Annotated in this window: 12 protein-coding genes; 6 read left to right on the forward strand and 6 right to left on the reverse strand. The window is 61.2% G+C overall.

Annotated features, from left to right (window positions below; translation table 11 throughout):
- Positions 1 to 12: 12 nt before the first annotated feature.
- Positions 13 to 615: an alpha-ketoglutarate-dependent dioxygenase AlkB gene (locus tag FGD77_RS05585; RefSeq protein ID WP_255007229.1), complete on the reverse strand. Its 603-nt coding sequence runs from the start codon at positions 613 to 615 to the stop codon at positions 13 to 15.
- Positions 616 to 812: 197 nt separating this feature from the next.
- Between FGD77_RS05585 and dnaK the strand changes: the two genes are divergently transcribed.
- The 3 genes from dnaK (at position 813) to FGD77_RS05600 (ending at position 4,961) form a co-directional block, all read left to right on the forward strand.
- Positions 813 to 2,726, forward strand: a complete 1,914-nt coding sequence (dnaK, locus tag FGD77_RS05590; RefSeq protein WP_255007240.1) for a molecular chaperone DnaK — start codon at positions 813 to 815, stop codon at positions 2,724 to 2,726.
- 74 nt (positions 2,727 to 2,800) lie between these two features.
- Positions 2,801 to 3,958, forward strand: coding sequence for a molecular chaperone DnaJ (gene dnaJ, locus FGD77_RS05595; protein ID WP_255007243.1), 1,158 nt, complete (start codon positions 2,801 to 2,803; stop codon positions 3,956 to 3,958).
- A 193-nt stretch (positions 3,959 to 4,151) separates the two neighbouring features.
- Positions 4,152 to 4,961, forward strand: coding sequence for a division plane positioning ATPase MipZ (locus FGD77_RS05600; protein WP_255007245.1), 810 nt, complete (start codon positions 4,152 to 4,154; stop codon positions 4,959 to 4,961).
- Here FGD77_RS05600 and FGD77_RS05605 read toward each other — a convergent pair.
- Positions 4,958 to 5,827: a DMT family transporter gene (locus FGD77_RS05605; RefSeq protein WP_255007247.1), complete on the reverse strand. Its 870-nt coding sequence runs from the start codon at positions 5,825 to 5,827 to the stop codon at positions 4,958 to 4,960. The genes FGD77_RS05600 and FGD77_RS05605 overlap by 4 nt on opposite strands.
- Positions 5,828 to 5,967: 140 nt before the next feature.
- On the opposite strand from FGD77_RS05605, the gene FGD77_RS05610 reads away from it, so the two are divergent.
- From FGD77_RS05610 to FGD77_RS22390, 3 genes are all read left to right on the forward strand, one after another.
- Positions 5,968 to 6,276 carry a hypothetical protein gene (locus FGD77_RS05610; protein WP_255007250.1) on the forward strand — a complete coding sequence of 103 codons (309 nt, stop codon included), beginning with the start codon at positions 5,968 to 5,970 and terminating at the stop codon, positions 6,274 to 6,276.
- Positions 6,277 to 6,378: 102 nt separating this feature from the next.
- Entirely contained in the window at positions 6,379 to 8,334 is a 1,956-nt protein-coding gene (locus FGD77_RS05615) for a type IIA DNA topoisomerase subunit B (RefSeq protein ID WP_255007252.1), read from the forward strand.
- A 788-nt stretch (positions 8,335 to 9,122) separates the two neighbouring features.
- A complete protein-coding gene (locus tag FGD77_RS22390) occupies positions 9,123 to 9,320 on the forward strand; it encodes a transposase (protein ID WP_369682705.1) in 198 nt (65 codons plus the stop codon).
- A gap of 182 nt (positions 9,321 to 9,502) precedes the next feature.
- Here the strand turns inward: FGD77_RS22390 and folD are convergent, their stop codons facing one another.
- The 4 genes from folD to FGD77_RS05640 form a co-directional block, all read right to left on the reverse strand.
- Positions 9,503 to 10,396 carry a bifunctional methylenetetrahydrofolate dehydrogenase/methenyltetrahydrofolate cyclohydrolase FolD gene (gene folD / locus FGD77_RS05625; protein ID WP_255007256.1) on the reverse strand — a complete coding sequence of 298 codons (894 nt, stop codon included), beginning with the start codon at positions 10,394 to 10,396 and terminating at the stop codon, positions 9,503 to 9,505.
- A 139-nt stretch (positions 10,397 to 10,535) separates the two neighbouring features.
- Positions 10,536 to 12,212, reverse strand: a complete 1,677-nt coding sequence (locus tag FGD77_RS05630) for a formate--tetrahydrofolate ligase (protein ID WP_255007258.1) — start codon at positions 12,210 to 12,212, stop codon at positions 10,536 to 10,538.
- A gap of 29 nt (positions 12,213 to 12,241) precedes the next feature.
- On the reverse strand, positions 12,242 to 15,022 hold the full coding sequence (gene fdhF / locus FGD77_RS05635) for a formate dehydrogenase subunit alpha (protein WP_255007260.1): 2,781 nt from the start codon (positions 15,020 to 15,022) through the stop codon (positions 12,242 to 12,244).
- A complete protein-coding gene (locus tag FGD77_RS05640) occupies positions 15,022 to 16,707 on the reverse strand; it encodes an NAD(P)H-dependent oxidoreductase subunit E (RefSeq protein WP_255007262.1) in 1,686 nt (561 codons plus the stop codon). The genes fdhF and FGD77_RS05640 overlap by 1 nt, the downstream gene beginning before the upstream one ends.
- Positions 16,708 to 16,793: the final 86 nt, after the last annotated feature.

A 16,793-nucleotide genomic window follows, 5' to 3' on the forward strand; every position in this document is an offset into this window, starting at 1 on the left:
GGCAAGCGCCTGTCACTCCACCACGCGGCAGGTCAGATTGATCCGCCCACCCTTGGGCAGCAAGGTGGACGAGCCAAACCTGATCCGGTCCACACCGTGGTATGTCAGCCGCGCGGCGCCGCCCATCACCACCACATCGCCCGAGCGCAGCCAGTGCGACACGGTGCTGCCACCGCGCGCTGTGTTCCCGACGCGCAAAAGCCCCTCGTCACCCAGCGAAACCGACAACACCGGCCAGCTGAAATCAGCCTCGTCACGGTCCTGATGCAGCCCCATGCGCGCGCCCTCGCCATAATAATTCAGCAAGCAGCAATCGGGATCGCGCGCGTCGCTGACCAGATCGCGCCAGATGTTCAACACCGCATCCGGAATTGCGGGCCATGCCTGCCCCTGCGGGTGCGCTTCGGCGTAGCGATAGCCGGACGGGCCGGGCACCCAGCCAAAGCGCCCGGCCGATGTCATCCGCACGCTCATCGCCTTGCCGGACGGCGTAACCGGCGCAAATAGCGGCGCCTGCGCCACGATATCCCGCAGCGCGGCCACCAACGCCGCCTGTCGGCCCGCACCGAGATAGCCGGGCAGGATGCGAAAGCCGCGCAGTTCCAACTCGATCATGGCGCCCCTCCGAGCAGAAATTTAGCGCAAAAGTGCAAAATGCATAGCCCTGCACCGCTTGCAGGGTTATGAACCGCTCCCTATATACGCCCAGAGCCTGGGCCAGCACATGCCGGCTACGTTGCCAACCAAACCGGGGCCGGGATGCCGTAATGGGTCGCGCCCTGTCATATCGCCTAAGAGAAAGGGATTAAAATATGTCCAAAGTCATTGGTATTGACCTGGGAACAACCAATAGCTGCGTCGCCATCATGGATGGCAAGACCGCACGCGTGATCGAAAACTCCGAGGGCACGCGCACGACGCCGTCGATCGTCGCCTTCACCGAGAATGAACGCCTCGTCGGCCAGCCGGCCAAACGTCAGGCGGTCACGAACCCCGAAAACACCGTCTTTGGCGTCAAGCGCCTGATCGGCCGCCGCGCCGATGACAGCCATCTGGCCAAAGACAAGAAAAACATGCCCTTCACCGTCATCGACGGCGGCAATGGCGACGCATGGGTACAGGCGCGCGACGAAAAGTATTCGCCCAGCCAGATCAGCGCGTTCATTCTGGGCAAGATGAAGGAAACCGCCGAGAGCTATCTGGGCGAGGCTGTCACGCAGGCCGTCATCACCGTTCCGGCCTATTTCAACGACGCCCAGCGTCAGGCAACCAAGGACGCGGGCAAGATTGCCGGCCTCGAAGTGCTGCGCATCATCAACGAGCCGACAGCAGCCGCGCTGGCATATGGTCTGGACAAGGACAACGCACAGACAATCGCGGTCTATGACCTTGGCGGCGGTACATTTGACGTGACCATCCTGGAAATCGAGGATGGCCTGTTCGAGGTCAAGGCGACCAATGGCGATACGTTCCTTGGTGGCGAAGATTTTGACATGCGGATCGTCAACTATCTGGCGGCCGAGTTCAAGAAAGAGCATCAGGTCGACCTGACGCAGGACAAGATGGCGCTGCAGCGTCTGAAAGAGGCCGCTGAAAAGGCCAAGATCGAGCTGAGCTCGTCCTCGCAGACGGAAATCAACCAACCCTTCATCTCGATGAGTTCCAGCGGCCAGCCGCTGCACATGGTCATGAAACTGACCCGCGCCAAGCTGGAATCGCTGGTTGGCGATCTGATCAAGGCGTCGCTCAAGCCGTGCCAGGCTGCGCTGAAGGATGCAGGTTTGTCCCCGTCCGACATCGACGAGGTCGTTCTGGTCGGCGGCATGACCCGCATGCCCAAGGTGATCGAAGAGGTGACCAAACTGTTCGGCAAAGAACCGAACAAGGGTGTGAACCCCGACGAGGTCGTCGCGATGGGCGCCGCCATTCAGGCTGCCGTTCTTCAGGGTGATATCAAGGACGTCGTCCTGCTGGACGTTACGCCCCTGTCGCTGGGCATCGAAACGCTGGGCGGTGTGTTCACCCGCCTGATCGACCGCAATACGACGATCCCGACGAACAAGTCTCAGGTATTTTCCACCGCCGAGGACAGCCAGAGCGCCGTGACGATCCGGGTGTTCCAGGGCGAACGTGAGATGGCAGCCGACAACAAGATGCTGGGCCAGTTCAATCTGGAAAACATTCCGCCCGCACCGCGCGGCATGCCCCAGATCGAAGTGACCTTCGACATCGACACCAACGGCATCGTATCTGTTTCCGCCAAGGACAAAGGCACCAACAAGGAACACAAGATCACGATCCAGGCGTCGGGCGGCCTGTCCGATGAGGACATCGAAAATATGGTCAAGGACGCCGAGGAGAACGCCGAGTCCGACAAGGAGCGCCGCGAGCTGGTCGAAGCGAAAAACCACGCCGAAAGCCTGATCGACTCGACCGAAAAGTCGATGGAAGAGCATTCCGACAAGGTAGACCCGACCACGATCGAAGCCATCGAGCTGGCGATTTCCGCACTGAAGGACGATCTGGAAAAGGAAGACGCGGCCAAGATCAAGTCGGGTATCCAGAACGTCACCGAGGCAGCCATGAAACTGGGCGAGGCGATCTACAAGGCCGCGCAGGACGATGACGACAGCGGCCCGAAAGCGACCGATGAGGCCACAGGACCGGGCGACGATGATATCGTCGATGCCGATTTCGAGGACCTCGACGACAGCAAGCGCGGCTAATGCACCGCTAAGAAACCTTCGGGCCGGTCCTCTGTCAGGCCGGCCCGATTGGTTTCAGGTATAGGAGTTCTCGAATGGCCAAACGCGATTATTACGAGGTCCTGGGCGTTGCGCGCGGGGCTTCGGCAGATGAAGTCAAAAAGGCCTACCGCCAGAAGGCGAAGGCACTGCACCCCGACAGCAACAAGGACAATCCTAACGCCGAGACACAGTTCAAGGAAGCGGGCGAGGCCTATGACGTCCTCAAGGACGCCGAGAAGAAAGCAGCCTACGACCGCTTTGGCCACGCCGCATTCGAGGGTGGCATGGGTGGTGGTGGCGGCGGCGGCCGGCGCCCCGGACCCGGACAGGGCCAGGGCGATTTCGCCAGCGCCTTTTCCGACGTGTTCGACGACCTGTTCGGCGATTTCATGGGCGCACGCGGCGGCGGCGGGCGGCAGCGGGCCGCACGCGGATCCGACCTGCGCTACAACATGCGCATCACGCTCGAGGAGGCCTTCAGGGGGCTTCAAAAGACGATCAACGTGCCCACCTCGGTTCAGTGCACATCCTGCGACGGATCGGGCGCCGAGGGCGGCGCCGAGCCGACGACCTGCCCCACCTGTTCGGGCATGGGCAAGGTGCGCGCGCAGCAGGGCTTCTTTACCGTCGAGCGGACCTGCCCGACATGTTCGGGCATGGGCCAGATCATACAGAACCCGTGCAAGGGCTGCGGCGGTCAGGGCCGTGTCGAGAAGGACCGCGCGCTCAGCGTCAACATCCCCGCGGGGGTTGAGACCGGCACACGCATCCGCCTGTCCGGCGAGGGCGAGGCCGGCATGCGCGGCGGCCCTCCGGGGGACCTCTACATCTTTATCGAGGTGACCAAGCACAAGCTGTTCGAGCGTGAGGAAAGCAACCTTTACTGCAAGGTGCCGGTGTCGATGATCACCGCAGCGATTGGCGGCGATATCGAGGTGCCCACCATCGACGGTGGCCGCAGCAAGGTAAAGATCCCCGCCGGAAGCCAGTCAGGCCGACAGATGCGCCTGCGATCCAAGGGCATGCCAGCCCTGCGCGGTGGCGGGGCGGGCGATATGTTCATCGAAATGGCGGTCGAGACCCCGGTGAACCTGACCTCCAGGCAAAAAGACCTGCTGCGCGAATTCGAGGCATTGTCGGAGGACAACAACCCCGAAAGCAAGAGCTTCTTCCGGTCGGTCAAATCGTTTTGGGACAGCATGAAAGGCTGAGCGCACCAGACTGACAACCTTCAAGAGCGGCCCACGCAAAGGGCCGCTCTTTTGCATTGCAGCACGCTCGCTGCTGGTTCAAACGCCACGGGGCAACGACGCGCAGCACCTGCCCTTTCCTATTCCAGGGCCGCGCGATACTATGCAAAAAAAACGCCCCGTGCCGAGGGCGCGGGGCAAGGGATCTTGGGACATGGCGCATATAATCGTCGTCGGAAACGAAAAAGGCGGCGCGGGTAAATCGACCGTTTCGATGCACGTTGCGACCGCTTTGGCGCGGATGGGCAAGACCGTCAGCGCGTTGGATCTGGACCTGCGGCAGAAGACATTCGGGCGCTACTCGGATAACCGCAAGGCGTTCGTTGCCAAATCCGGCGTCGACCTGCCCAGCCCGTTTTATCACGAATTACCCGAGGTCGATCAATCCGTCCTCGACCCCGGTGAAAATCTCTATGATCGCCGCCTGTCCGAGGCGGTCGCGTCACTGGAGCCTGATAGCGACTTTATCATTATCGACTGCCCCGGCTCGCATACGCGCCTAAGCCAGGTGGCGCACAGTCTGGCCGATACGCTGATCACGCCGCTCAATGACAGCTTTGTCGATTTCGACCTGTTGGCCCATGTTGACGCGGACGGGCGCAAGATTCTGGGCCCGTCGGTCTACTCCGAAATGGTCTGGAACGCGCGCCAGCTGCGCGCGCAGGCGGGGCTGAAACCCATCGACTGGGTGGTTGTGCGCAACCGCGTTGGCGCACAGGCCATGGTAAACAAGGAAAAAATGGGCGCCGCATTGGATAATCTGGCCAAACGGATTGGGTTTCGCGTCGCGTCCGGCTTTAACGAACGGGTGATCTTTCGCGAATTGTTTCCGCGCGGCCTGACCCTGCTGGACCTCAAGGACGTGGGCGTCAAGCAGCTGAACATCTCGAATATTGCCGCCCGTCAGGAACTGCGCGATCTGATTTTGGCGCTGAAACTGCCGGGGATCGACGCGAACTTTTAGGCGCGCCTTTGCGGCCTTCTGCGCAGTGCAACCATGTTCGACACCAGAAGCGCGCTGATCACGACGGCGCCGCCCGATATCGCCCACGGCCCCGGATCCTCGCCGATGGCGACCCAGACCAGCAGCGGCGCCAGCACGGATTCCAGCAAGATCAGCAACGACACCTCGGCAGAGGCCAGATAGCGCGGTCCCAGCGTCAGCAGGCAGGTGGACAGGGCAATGAACCCGCCATGGCCCAGCACCAGCGGCCATTGCGACGGCATCGCCTGCCCCGGCGTGGCCCAGATCAGCATGATCAGCGCCGACAGGAAATACGATATCGGGATGGCCGGGACCATCGAGGTCGCCCGCACCTTGCGCACGGTGGTCAAAGCCGCGGCAAAACTGGCCGACACTGTCAGCGCAATCAGATCGCCGCGCCAGTTGGCGATGGCATTTTCGGTGCTGCCGTAGGCAATGATACCAAGGCCCGGCAGCACGGCGGCCATGGTCAAAATCATTCGCAGGCTGAAAGGCTCGCGCAGGAAAATGCGGCTGAAAATCGCGGCAAAGATCGGCATCGACGCAAAGATGAATACGACATTTGCCACGCTGGTCAGCGCGATCGCCATGACGAAACCCGGCGCCGTCGTCGACATCAGGGCGATATACAGCGCGCCGGGCCAGCCCGTTTTCAAAACAGCACGAAACCCTGCCAGCCCCTGAAACAAAAGGCATCCGGTAAAGATCAGGCTGCCTGCTACAAACGCCCGCCAGAACACGATCGTCACCGGGTCCGCCTGGATCAAACGCACGAAAAGGGAGTCGGGCACAACCATCAACACGCCGAGCGCGGTGATCAGAAGGCCCTTCATATGCTCGGTCATCTTAGCGATCTGTTCATGCGAATCGCCGCAAAGTAAAGCGGTGGCCGCGTTCGGGCGGCACGACAGGGTGTTGATGAGCTTGCGGAAGCTGCGATGGTTTCCGCCGCGTAACGGGTGAAAGGGTGAAAGATGGCGCGTTCATGGCCAAGTCGGCAGGCCCAATGATACCGTTGGTTCAATCGCTGTGGCTGGCTGTATCATCGGTTCTGTTCGTGCTGTGGATTTGGTGCATGTTCAGCGGGCTGTTCTCGCTGTCCCGCGCCGCCCGCCAGGCCGCCGAGGCGCGCGGCGGCATGTGGCCGACGCTTGGTGAACAATTGGCGGAGTTTCGGCGTTTCATCCGCGATCCTGGACATGGACGCACCCGTTGGCGGTTGGCGTGTCTTACCGTTGGCCTGTTGTCGATGAATCTTCTCGGGTTGTTGATCTGGGACACGGGGCCACCCTGACATTGCAGCGCGTAATGCCCGGATGATGACACGCGCTGCTTTTAACCGGCCCGCCGCTCTGTCATAATTGCGAGACCTCAAAAATAAAGAGCAGCGCACCCCATGTCCGACCTTCTGACCGCCGCCACATCTTCGGGCGACTATGATGCATCGTCTATCCAAGTCCTTGAGGACATGGAGCATGTGCGCCTGCGTCCCGGCATGTATATCGGCGGCAAGGACGACCGCGCGCTGCACCACATGGTGGCCGAGATCATCGACAACTCGATGGACGAGGCGGTGGCCGGTCACGCCACATGGATCGAAGTCGAGCTGCACGAGAATGGCCACGTATCGGTGCGCGACAACGGGCGCGGTATTCCGACCGGTCCGCACCCCAAGGACCCGGCAAAATCCGCGTTGGAGATCATTTTCTGCACGCTCAACGCGGGCGGCAAATTTTCGGGAGACAGCTACGAGACGTCGGGCGGCCTGCACGGGGTCGGCAGTTCGGTCGTGAATGCGCTGTCGGATCATCTGCGCGTCGAGGTTGCCCGCAACAAGGAGCTTTTTGCGATGGAATTCTCGCGCGGCCTGCCGGTGGTCCCGCTGGAGAAGATCGGCGCGGCCCCCAACCGGCGCGGCACGGCCGTCACGTTTCACCCTGACCCGGACATCTTCGGCACGCTGAAGCTCAAACCCGCGCGCCTGTTCAAGATGGCCCGCTCCAAGGCCTATCTGTTCTCGGGCGTGGAAATCCGCTGGAAAACAGACATCGACGATGGCGAAACCCCGCGCGAGGCCAAGTTCCACTTCCCCGGCGGCCTGTCCGACTACCTGACCGAGGCGATGGGCGGTGCGACCACATATGCCGATACGCCCTTTGCCGGGTCCGTCAGCTTTGAAAAATTCAAGGTGCCGGGCAAGGTCGAATGGGCGATCAACTGGACGCCTGCGCGCGACGGGTTCATCCAATCCTATTGCAACACCGTCCCCACCCCCGAGGGCGGCACGCATGAGGCAGGGTTTTGGGCGGCAATTCTCAAGGGTATCAAAGCTTACGGCGAGTTGGTGAGCAACAAGAAGGCCGCGACCATCACCCGCGAGGATCTGATGACAGGGGCGGGGGCACTGGTGTCCTGCTTTATCCGCGAGCCGGAATTCGTCGGACAGACAAAGGACCGGCTGGCCACCGTCGATGCGCAGCGCATGGTCGAAAACTCCGTCCGGGACCATTTCGACAACTGGCTGGCCGCCGACACGAAATCGGCCGGCGCCATCCTCGATTTTCTGGTCTTGCGCGCCGAAGAACGGCTGCGCCGCCGTCAGGAAAAAGAGACCCAGCGCAAGACTGCGACCAAGAAACTGCGCCTGCCCGGCAAACTGGTCGATTGCTCATCCAATACCCGCGACGGGACAGAGCTGTTCATCGTCGAGGGGGATTCGGCCGGCGGCTCAGCCAAGATGGCGCGCGACCGCAAGGTTCAGGCGCTGCTGCCGCTGCGGGGCAAGATACTGAACGTGCTGGGCGCCGCCAGTTCGAAGCTGGGTAGCAATCAGGAGATCAGCGATCTGACGCAGGCCCTTGGCGTCGGCCTCGGCTCGAAATTCAACCTCGACGATCTGCGCTATGACAAAATCATCATTATGACGGATGCCGACGTTGACGGCGCTCATATCGCGGCGCTGCTCATGACGTTTTTCTTCACCCAGATGCGCCCGATGATCGACGCGGGCCACCTCTACCTTGCCTGCCCGCCGCTCTATCGCCTCAGCCAAGGTGCGCGCCGTGTCTATTGCATCGACGAGGCCGAGCGCGACATGTGGCTGGCCAAGGGTCTGGGCGGCAAGGGCAAAATCGACGTCAGCCGATTCAAGGGCTTGGGCGAGATGGACGCGAAAGACCTGAAAGAGACGACGATGGACGTAAACTCCCGCAAACTGATCCGCGTGACCATCGACGAGGACGAACCGGGTGAAACCAGCGATCTGGTGGAACGTTTGATGGGGAAAAAGCCGGAATTGCGTTTCGAATATATCCAGGAGAATGCGCGTTTCGTGGAGGAACTGGATGTTTGAGGCGAGATAATTCGCGAAACATTGAGACTTTTCAGAGCCCTATCGGGATAGTGACCCGGAAAAACTGGGTGACCTGCCAAGGTGTTTTCGACCTTCAGGGCTGGATACGCAAATGACGACGAGACGCCGATTTCCGGACGAGTTCAAAACCACTGGTAGCCCCTGAGGCAGTTTGTGGTGGCAGGATCGCGCAAGAATTGCCGTAAAGCACCAGAGTCATCCAACGCATGTAACCAGGTGAAAACAGCAGGCAATTGACAGTTAAAAGGGTATTTTTGGGCGAGGCGAAAAAAGTCGAGGACACCGAGGCCGAAGTCAGGGAGCTTCGTGGCAAGATCGGAAATCTGGCGTTACAAATCGTTTTTGTCCCGCGGATCGGGCCGGCAAACGCACAGCATTCTGCCGAAAGGGGGTGAACCCTCCTGAACGCATGTCGATGGTCGGTCGATACCGGATCGACCTCAGCCTGACACGGCAAGGCATATTGAACCGCCCCGGATCTACCGGAGAATGTTTCGTTCAAAAACAGGCCGCTTTTTCATTTGCTTTCAAAGTGTCACAAAACACCTCTTCTGGTTTTTGTACGTGATGTATCCGATGGCCCCAGCCAGCCCTTCGGTATATTTGACCGACGGTACTCGCTGCCCCCGGTCGCCGTCGGGGATCCGCCGCCGGTAAGGGTTTCTGGCAGTGATTGCTGAGCCGGGGCCCTGCTCACAAGCGTCGAGGCCTGCACAGAAGTCTTCAATTGGCAAGGGCAGCTTGAGGTATTTGGCCATACGATCGAGGTGATCGCGCCGCAGTATTTGAAGCCGTTCTTGAAACGCCAAAAGAACGATCCCAATGATGCCGAGGCAATTAGCACGGCCCTCATACACCACACTATGAAGTTTGCGCCGACCAAATCCGAAGCGCAGCAGGATATTCAGGCCCTGCACCTGGCCCGTCGCCGCTTGGTCAACCATAGGACAGCTTTGGTATGCTAGGTGTGCGGCCTGCTGCTGGATCTCGGTGTCCCAATCGCACTTTCGGTTGGAGGGGCAAGGCGGGCCGCTGACGATTCCGATCGGCACAGCGGCCTACGCCACTCCCATGCTCCGCAAAAAAGTCGGGCCATTCCCAATCAAAGGAATGACCCGAGGGTACAGTCAAAAATGTTAGCGCAGCGTTAAGCAGTCAGGCCTTCCGGTTCTTCCAGACCATTTGCGCGGCAGGCAGCCGTCAACGTATTAGCCAAAAGGCAGGCAATCGTCATTGGCCCCACACCGCCTGGAACGGGCGTTATCGCCCCGGCGCGTGCGGCGCAGCTGGCATAGTCAACGTCGCCAACCAGCTTGGTCTTGCCATCGTCCTTCTCGATCCTGTTGATGCCGACGTCGATGACGGTTGCACCTTCCTTGATCCAGTCGCCCGGCACCATCTGGGGCCGGCCCACAGCGGCGACGACGATATCGGCGCGGCCCACGACATCGGCCAGATCCTTGGTCCGCGAATGCGCGATCGTCACGGTGCAGCTATCGCCCAGAAGCAGCTGCGCCATCGGCTTGCCGACGATATTGCTCCGTCCGATCACGACCGCGTTCATGCCGGACAGCGATCCATGATGGTCACGCAGCATCATCAGGCAACCCAAGGGCGTGCAGGGGACCATGCTTTTCTGCCCCGTGCCCAACAGGCCCACATTCGAGATGTGAAACCCGTCCACATCCTTGGCCGGATCAATGGAATTGATGACCAGATCCTCGTCCACATGCTTCGGCAGCGGCAACTGCACCAGAATGCCGTGAATGCTGTCATCATTGTTCAACTGATCAATCAGCGCCAGCAGATCCGCCTCGGAGGTGTCCACATCCAGCTTATGCTCGACGCTTTTCATGCCGACCTCGGTCGTCTGCTTGCCTTTCGAGCGCACATAGACCTGGCTGGCCGGATCCTCGCCCACCAAAACCACGGCAAGGCCGGGCACCAGATCGTGCTTATCCTTGAGGCGGGCCACATGTTCCGCCACCTTGCCACGTACTTCGGCCGCAAAGGCCTTGCCGTCAATTACCTGAGCCGTCATCGCGCGCCCTTCCTATGCAACAAGGGGCATCGCCCCCGCTTTCTTCTTGCTGAAAATATCCCCGCGCGGAGCGCAGGAGCCGCCCAACGGGCGGTGACCGGATCGCCGGGGGCGGGGTGCCCCCGGCGATCCGCGCTGTTTAAAACAGCCCTTCGATCTCGCCGCCATCGTTCAGGCGGATCGACTGTGCGGCAGGTGCGCGCGGCAGGCCCGGCATGGTCATGATCTCGCCGCAGACGACGACGACAAAACCGGCACCGGCGCTCAGACGCACTTCGCGTACAGGCACCGAATGGCCCGTGGGCGCGCCGCGACGATTGGGATCCGTGGTAAAACTGTACTGCGTCTTGGCCATGCAGATCGGCAGATTGCCATAACCCTGCTCTTCCCACAGCTTCAGCTGATCGCGGATCTTGCTGTCAGCCACCACACCGTCGGCATGGTAGATGTTCTTGGCAATCGTTTCGATCTTTTCGAACAGCGGCATGTCGTCGGGATAGATCGGCTTGAACTTGGCCTCGCCGCTCTCCGCAATTTCGGCGACGCGGCGGGCCAGATCGGCGCTACCTTCGCTGCCCAGCTCCCAGTGACGCGACAGGATCGCCTCGGACCCCTGACCCTTGACGTAATCCTTGACCGCCTCAACCTCGGCATCGGTGTCGTTGACGAAGTGGTTGATCGCCACGACCACCGGCACGCCGAACGATTTGAGGTTGCCGATGTGACGCCCGAGGTTGGCACAGCCTTCCTTGACCGCATCGACATTCTCGGCACCCAAATCGCCCTTGGCGACGCCGCCGTTCATCTTCATCGCGCGCACCGTGGCGACCAGCACCACACAATCAGGCGCAAGGCCCGCCTTGCGGCACTTGATGTTCATGAACTTCTCGGCACCCAGATCCGCACCAAAGCCCGCCTCGGTGACCACGAAATCCGCGATCTTCAAAGCAGTCGACGTGGCCGTGACCGAGTTGCAGCCATGTGCGATGTTGGCAAACGGGCCGCCATGCACGAAGGCCGGGTTGTTTTCCAGCGTCTGCACCAGGTTGGGCTGCATCGCGTCTTTCAGCAGGACGGTCATCGCGCCCTGTGCCTCGATATCGCGGCAGAAAACGGGGCTGCGGTCGCGGCGATAGGCCACGATCATGTCGCCCAGACGCTCTTCGAGATCCTTGAGGTTGTTGGCAAGGCAGAGGATCGCCATGACTTCGGACGCCACGGTGATGTCAAAGCCGGTCTCCCGCGGGAAGCCGTTGGAAACGCCGCCCAGCGATGCCGTGATCTGACGCAGCGCACGATCGTTCATGTCGACGACGCGGCGCCACACGACGCGGCGGATGTCGATCTCCAGCTCGTTGCCCCAATAGATGTGGTTGTCGATCATCGCCGACAGCAGCGAGTGGGCGCTGGTGATCGCGTGGAAGTCACCCGTGAAATGGAGGTTCATGTCCTCCATCGGAACGACCTGCGCATAACCGCCACCTGCGGCGCCGCCCTTCATGCCGAAGTTCGGCCCGAGCGATGCCTCGCGGATACACACCATCGCCTTTTTTCCGATCGCGTTCAGGCCATCGCCCAGACCAACCGTCGTCGTGGTCTTGCCTTCGCCCGCCGGGGTCGGGTTGATCGCTGTGACCAGGATCAGCTTGCCGTTCTTGTTGCCTTGAACGCTGTCGATATAGGCCTGAGATACCTTGGCCTTGTCGTGGCCATAGGGCAGCAGGTGTTCGCTGGGGATGCCCAGCTTGTCACCGACCTCCTGGATCGGTTTCTTGTTTGCTGCGCGCGCAATTTCGATATCGCTCTTGTAGGACATTAAGGTACTCTCCTGGGGTTATTCGTTCGTCACTCAGCAGCGACGGATGAGGTGTTGTCCGCTTCGACCTTAACGGCAGAGAACTTGAACTCTGGGATCTTGCCATAAGGGTCGATGGCCGGGTTGGTCAGGATGTTGGCTGCCGCTTCGACAAAGGCAAAGGGCAGGAACACCATGTCGGGGGCCACGGCGCGGTCGGCCCGCGCCATGATGCTGATGCTGCCACGCTTGGTGGTCAGTCTCACATGCTCGCCCGGCTCGACGCCCAGCTTGCGCAGGGTCGACGGGTGCAGCGAGCAGTTCGCCTCGGGCTCGACAGCGTCCAGAACGCTGGACCGGCGCGTCATGGACCCGGTGTGCCAATGTTCCAGCTGGCGGCCCGTGGTCAGGATCATCGGATATTCCGCGTCCGGCACGTCGTCCGGTGCGATGACCGATGCAGGCGTGAATCGCGCGCGCCCCTCGGGCCGAGGGAAGCCGTCGCCAAACACGATGGGCTGACCGGGGTCCGTCGGCGACAGCGACGGATAGGTCACCGCGCCCTCGTTTTCCAGCCGTTCCCACGTGATGTTGTCAAAGCTGCGCATGTTCAGCTTCATCTCGGCAAAAATATCGGCGGGCGTGTCATAGGACCAGCCCAGACCCAGACGGTTGGCCAGATCGATGGTGATCTTCCAATCCTCGCGCGCGTCGCCCATCGGCGGCACGGCGGGGCGGGCGATCTGCACCTGACGGTTGGTATTGGTAACCGTCCCCGATTTTTCCGCAAAGGCCGAGGCGGGCAGGATCACATCGGCATAGTTCGCCGTTTCGGTCAGGAAAATATCCTGCACGACCAGATGATCCAGCTTGGCCAGCGCGTCACGGGCATGTTCGACGTCGGGGTCGGACATGGCCGGGTTTTCGCCCAGAATATACATCGCCTTGATGTCGCCATCATGGACCGCATCCATGATCTCGGTCACGGTCAGGCCCTTTTCAGCGCTGAAATCGCCGCTTTCCCAGACCTCGGTGAACGCGCGGCGCACGCCGTCATCCGTCACGCTCTGATAGTCGGGCAGGAACATCGGCACGAGGCCCGCGTCGGACGCGCCCTGCACGTTGTTCTGGCCGCGCAGCGGGTGCAGTCCGGCACCGGGGCGCCCGACCTGACCGCACATCAGAGCCAGCGAAATCAGGCAGCGCGAATTGTCCGTGCCGTGGATGTGCTGCGAAACGCCCATTCCCCAGAAGATCATCGCAGATTTCGCGCCCGCAAAGGTGCGCGCGACCTCGCGCAACTCATCCGCCGGGATGCCGCAGATACCTTCCATTTTCTCGGGGCTGAAATCGGCCAGATGGGCCTTTTCCGCCTCCCAGTTCTCGGTATAGGCGTCGATATATTGCTGATCGTACAGGTTTTCCTCGACGATCGTATGCATGATCGCGTTCAGCATGCTGACATCCGCGCCGGGGCGGAATTGCAGCATGTGGGTGGCGAAACGCTTCATGCCCACGCCGCGCGGATCCATCACGATCAGCTTGCCACCGCGTTTGGTGAACTGCTTGAAATAGGTGGCCGCAACGGGATGGTTCTCGATCGGGTTGGCGCCGATGATGATGGCGACATCGGCATTTTCGATCTCGTTAAAGGTCGCGGTAACCGCTCCCGATCCGACGTTTTCAATCAGCGCGGACACCGACGACGCATGGCACAGCCGCGTGCAGTGGTCGACGTTGTTATGACCAAAGCCCTGACGGATCAGTTTCTGGAACAGATACGCCTCTTCGTTGGTGCATTTGGCGCTGCCGAAACCAGCCACTTCGCGCCCGCGGCCCTTCAGGCCGTTCGCGGCGAAATCCAGCGCCTCGTCCCAGCTTGCCTCGCGGAAATGCGTGCTCCAGTTGCCGGGGTCGACGTTCAGCCCCTTGGCGGGGGCATCATCGCGGCGGATCAGCGGCTTGGTCATACGGTGGGGGTGGTGGATGTAGTCAAAGCCAAAGCGCCCCTTGACGCACAGCCGCCCCTCGTTTGCGGGGCCGTTGATGCCCTCGACATACTTGACCTTGCCATCCTTGACCTTCAGCGAAATCTGGCAGCCAACACCGCAGAACGGGCAGATGCTCTTGGTCTCAGAGTCGAAATCGGCGCTGTCACCGACCTGGTTCTCGTCAACCACACTCGACGGCATCAGCGCGCCGGTGGGGCAGGCCTGAACGCACTCACCACAGGCGACGCAGGTTGATTCGCCCATGGGATCGTCGAAATCGAACACCGGGTAGGCGTCATGCCCGCGACCCGCCATGCCGATCACGTCATTCACCTGAACCTCGCGGCAGGCGCGCACGCACAGGCCGCACTGGATGCAGGCATCCAGATTGACGCTCATCGCGACGTGGCTGTCGTCCAGTAGCGGGATGCGCCCGTCTTCCAGTTTGGGAAAGCGGCTGGCCTCGACGCCCTGCATCGCGGCCATATCCCAAAGGTGGCTGGATTTATCGTGCGCGACATCCTGCTCAGGCTGGTCGGCGACCAGCATTTCCATCACCATCTTGCGGGCCTGCTTGGCGCGGGCGGTGTCGGTCTTGACCACCATCCCATCGCCCGGCTCGCGGATGCAAGAGGCAGCCAGCACGCGCTCGCCCTCGATCTCGACCATACAGGCGCGGCAGTTGCCATCCGGGCGATAGCCCGGCTGCGGCTTGTGACACAGGTTCGGGATGATCAGGCCACGGCCATGGCTGATTTCCCAGATCGTCAGGCCCTTGGGTGCGGTAACTTCGGCGCCGTCGAGCGTGAAAGTGACTGTCTCCGTTGTGGTGTCGAGCATCAGATTTCCTCCGGGAAATGCTTCATCGTCGAGAGTATCGGATTCGGAGCCGCCTGTCCCAGACCGCAGATAGACGCATCGACCATGGCTGTGCACAGTTCGTCCAGCAAGGGCTGGTCCCACGTGTCAGCTTCCATCAGCTTGACGGCCTTTTCGCAGCCCACCCGGCAGGGGGTACACTGGCCGCAGCTCTCATCCTCGAAAAACCGCAGCATGTTCAGCGCCGCCTGTTTGGCGCTGTCCTTGTCGCTGAGAACAACCACGGCAGCGGATCCGATAAAGGTGCCGTGCGGTTGCAGCGTGTCGAAATCCAGCGGAATATCGCTCATCGACGCGGGTAGCAGCCCCGAGGACGGTCCGCCCGGCTGATACGCCTTGAAGGCGTGCCCGTCCAGCATGCCATCGGCGGCCTCGATGATATCGGTTATCGTCGATCCGGCAGGCAGCAGATGCACGCCGGGATTTTTGACGCGCCCCGAAACCGAATAACTGCGCATACCCTTGCGGCCGTTCTTTTCAACGCCCGACAGGATCTCGCCGCCCTCGCGCAGGATGCGCGTGACCCAGTGCAGGGTTTCGATGTTGTTCACCAGCGTCGGGCGGTCAAACACGCCGACCTGCGCCACAAAGGGCGGGCGGTGGCGCGGGATGCCGCGCTTGCCTTCGATGGATTCGATCATCGCGCTTTCTTCGCCGCAGATATAGGCGCCGGCACCGCGGCGCACTTCGATATACCCTTTGGTCACGATCCCCGCATCTTCGAGCGCCGCGATTTCGCGGGCAAGGATTTCCAGCACGGCGGGATATTCATCACGCATGTAGATGAAACAGGTCTGCGCCTCGACGGCCCAGGCCGCGATCAGCATCCCCTCCAGGAAGGGGTGCGGCGTGCGTTCCAGATAATAGCGATCCTTGAACGTACCCGGCTCGCCCTCGTCGCCATTCACGGCAAGATAGCGCGGAGCGGGGGCGTCGCGGACAAAGCCCCACTTCCTGCCTGACGGGAATCCAGCGCCGCCAAGGCCGCGCAGGCCGCCATCCAGCAACGTCTGCTGGAGCGTCTCGAAATTGCCGTCCTTGCGCAGCTGCGCCAGCACTTCGTAGCCACCATCGGCGCGATAGGTCTCGAACGTTTCGTAATCGGGAATATGGGGGTGAGTATCACCGGCGGCAATCGCCGCGTTTACCTTTTCGGGAGTGGCGTGGTCGATATGGGCATGGCCCAGTTCCAGAACCGGCGCGGTATCGCAGCGCCCCATGCAGGGCGCCCGCAGCACGCGCACCTCGGCAGGGTCCAGTCCCTTTTCCAGCGCCGCCTTCAATTCCTGTGCGCCCGCCAGTTCGCAGCTGAGCGAATCGCAGACCCGGATCGTCAGCGCGGGGGGGGGTGTTTCGCCTTCCTTGACCACGTCGAAATGCGCGTAGAAGGTTGCGACTTCGTAGACTTCAGCCATGCCCAGACGCATCTCCTGGGCCAGAGCGCGCAGATGCGCGGCCGACAGGTGGCCGAATTTGTCCTGAATCAAGTGCAAATACTCAATCAGATGGTCACGCCGGATGTCACGCCCGTCCAGAAGCGCCTGAACTTCGCTCCAGGCCTGATCGTCAAGCTGACGGCCCTTGGGCGTAACGCGACCTTTGCCGCGCCCGGATTTCCATACACCACTACCTTGATCTGCGCCCATGACGATTCCCCACTCTGACATTCCCAGTGTTTAACTTATTTTCCCAGCAGTCAACTGCCGGGTGCGCAGATTGTTCACAAGGTCTA

The sequence above is a fragment of the Roseovarius sp. M141 genome (assembly GCF_024355225.1).
GTDB lineage: Bacteria > Pseudomonadota > Alphaproteobacteria > Rhodobacterales > Rhodobacteraceae > Roseovarius.

Coding starts and splice junctions, on each gene's coding strand:
- FGD77_RS05585 (WP_255007229.1), bottom strand. CDS start 615: ATGATCGAGTTGGAACTGCGCGGCTTTCGCATCCTGCCCGGCTATCTC.
- dnaK (WP_255007240.1), top strand. CDS start 813: ATGTCCAAAGTCATTGGTATTGACCTGGGAACAACCAATAGCTGCGTC.
- dnaJ (WP_255007243.1), top strand. CDS start 2,801: ATGGCCAAACGCGATTATTACGAGGTCCTGGGCGTTGCGCGCGGGGCT.
- FGD77_RS05600 (WP_255007245.1), top strand. CDS start 4,152: ATGGCGCATATAATCGTCGTCGGAAACGAAAAAGGCGGCGCGGGTAAA.
- FGD77_RS05605 (WP_255007247.1), bottom strand. CDS start 5,827: ATGACCGAGCATATGAAGGGCCTTCTGATCACCGCGCTCGGCGTGTTG.
- FGD77_RS05610 (WP_255007250.1), top strand. CDS start 5,968: ATGGCCAAGTCGGCAGGCCCAATGATACCGTTGGTTCAATCGCTGTGG.
- FGD77_RS05615 (WP_255007252.1), top strand. CDS start 6,379: ATGTCCGACCTTCTGACCGCCGCCACATCTTCGGGCGACTATGATGCA.
- folD (WP_255007256.1), bottom strand. CDS start 10,396: ATGACGGCTCAGGTAATTGACGGCAAGGCCTTTGCGGCCGAAGTACGT.
- FGD77_RS05630 (WP_255007258.1), bottom strand. CDS start 12,212: ATGTCCTACAAGAGCGATATCGAAATTGCGCGCGCAGCAAACAAGAAA.
- fdhF (WP_255007260.1), bottom strand. CDS start 15,022: ATGCTCGACACCACAACGGAGACAGTCACTTTCACGCTCGACGGCGCC.
- FGD77_RS05640 (WP_255007262.1), bottom strand. CDS start 16,707: ATGGGCGCAGATCAAGGTAGTGGTGTATGGAAATCCGGGCGCGGCAAA.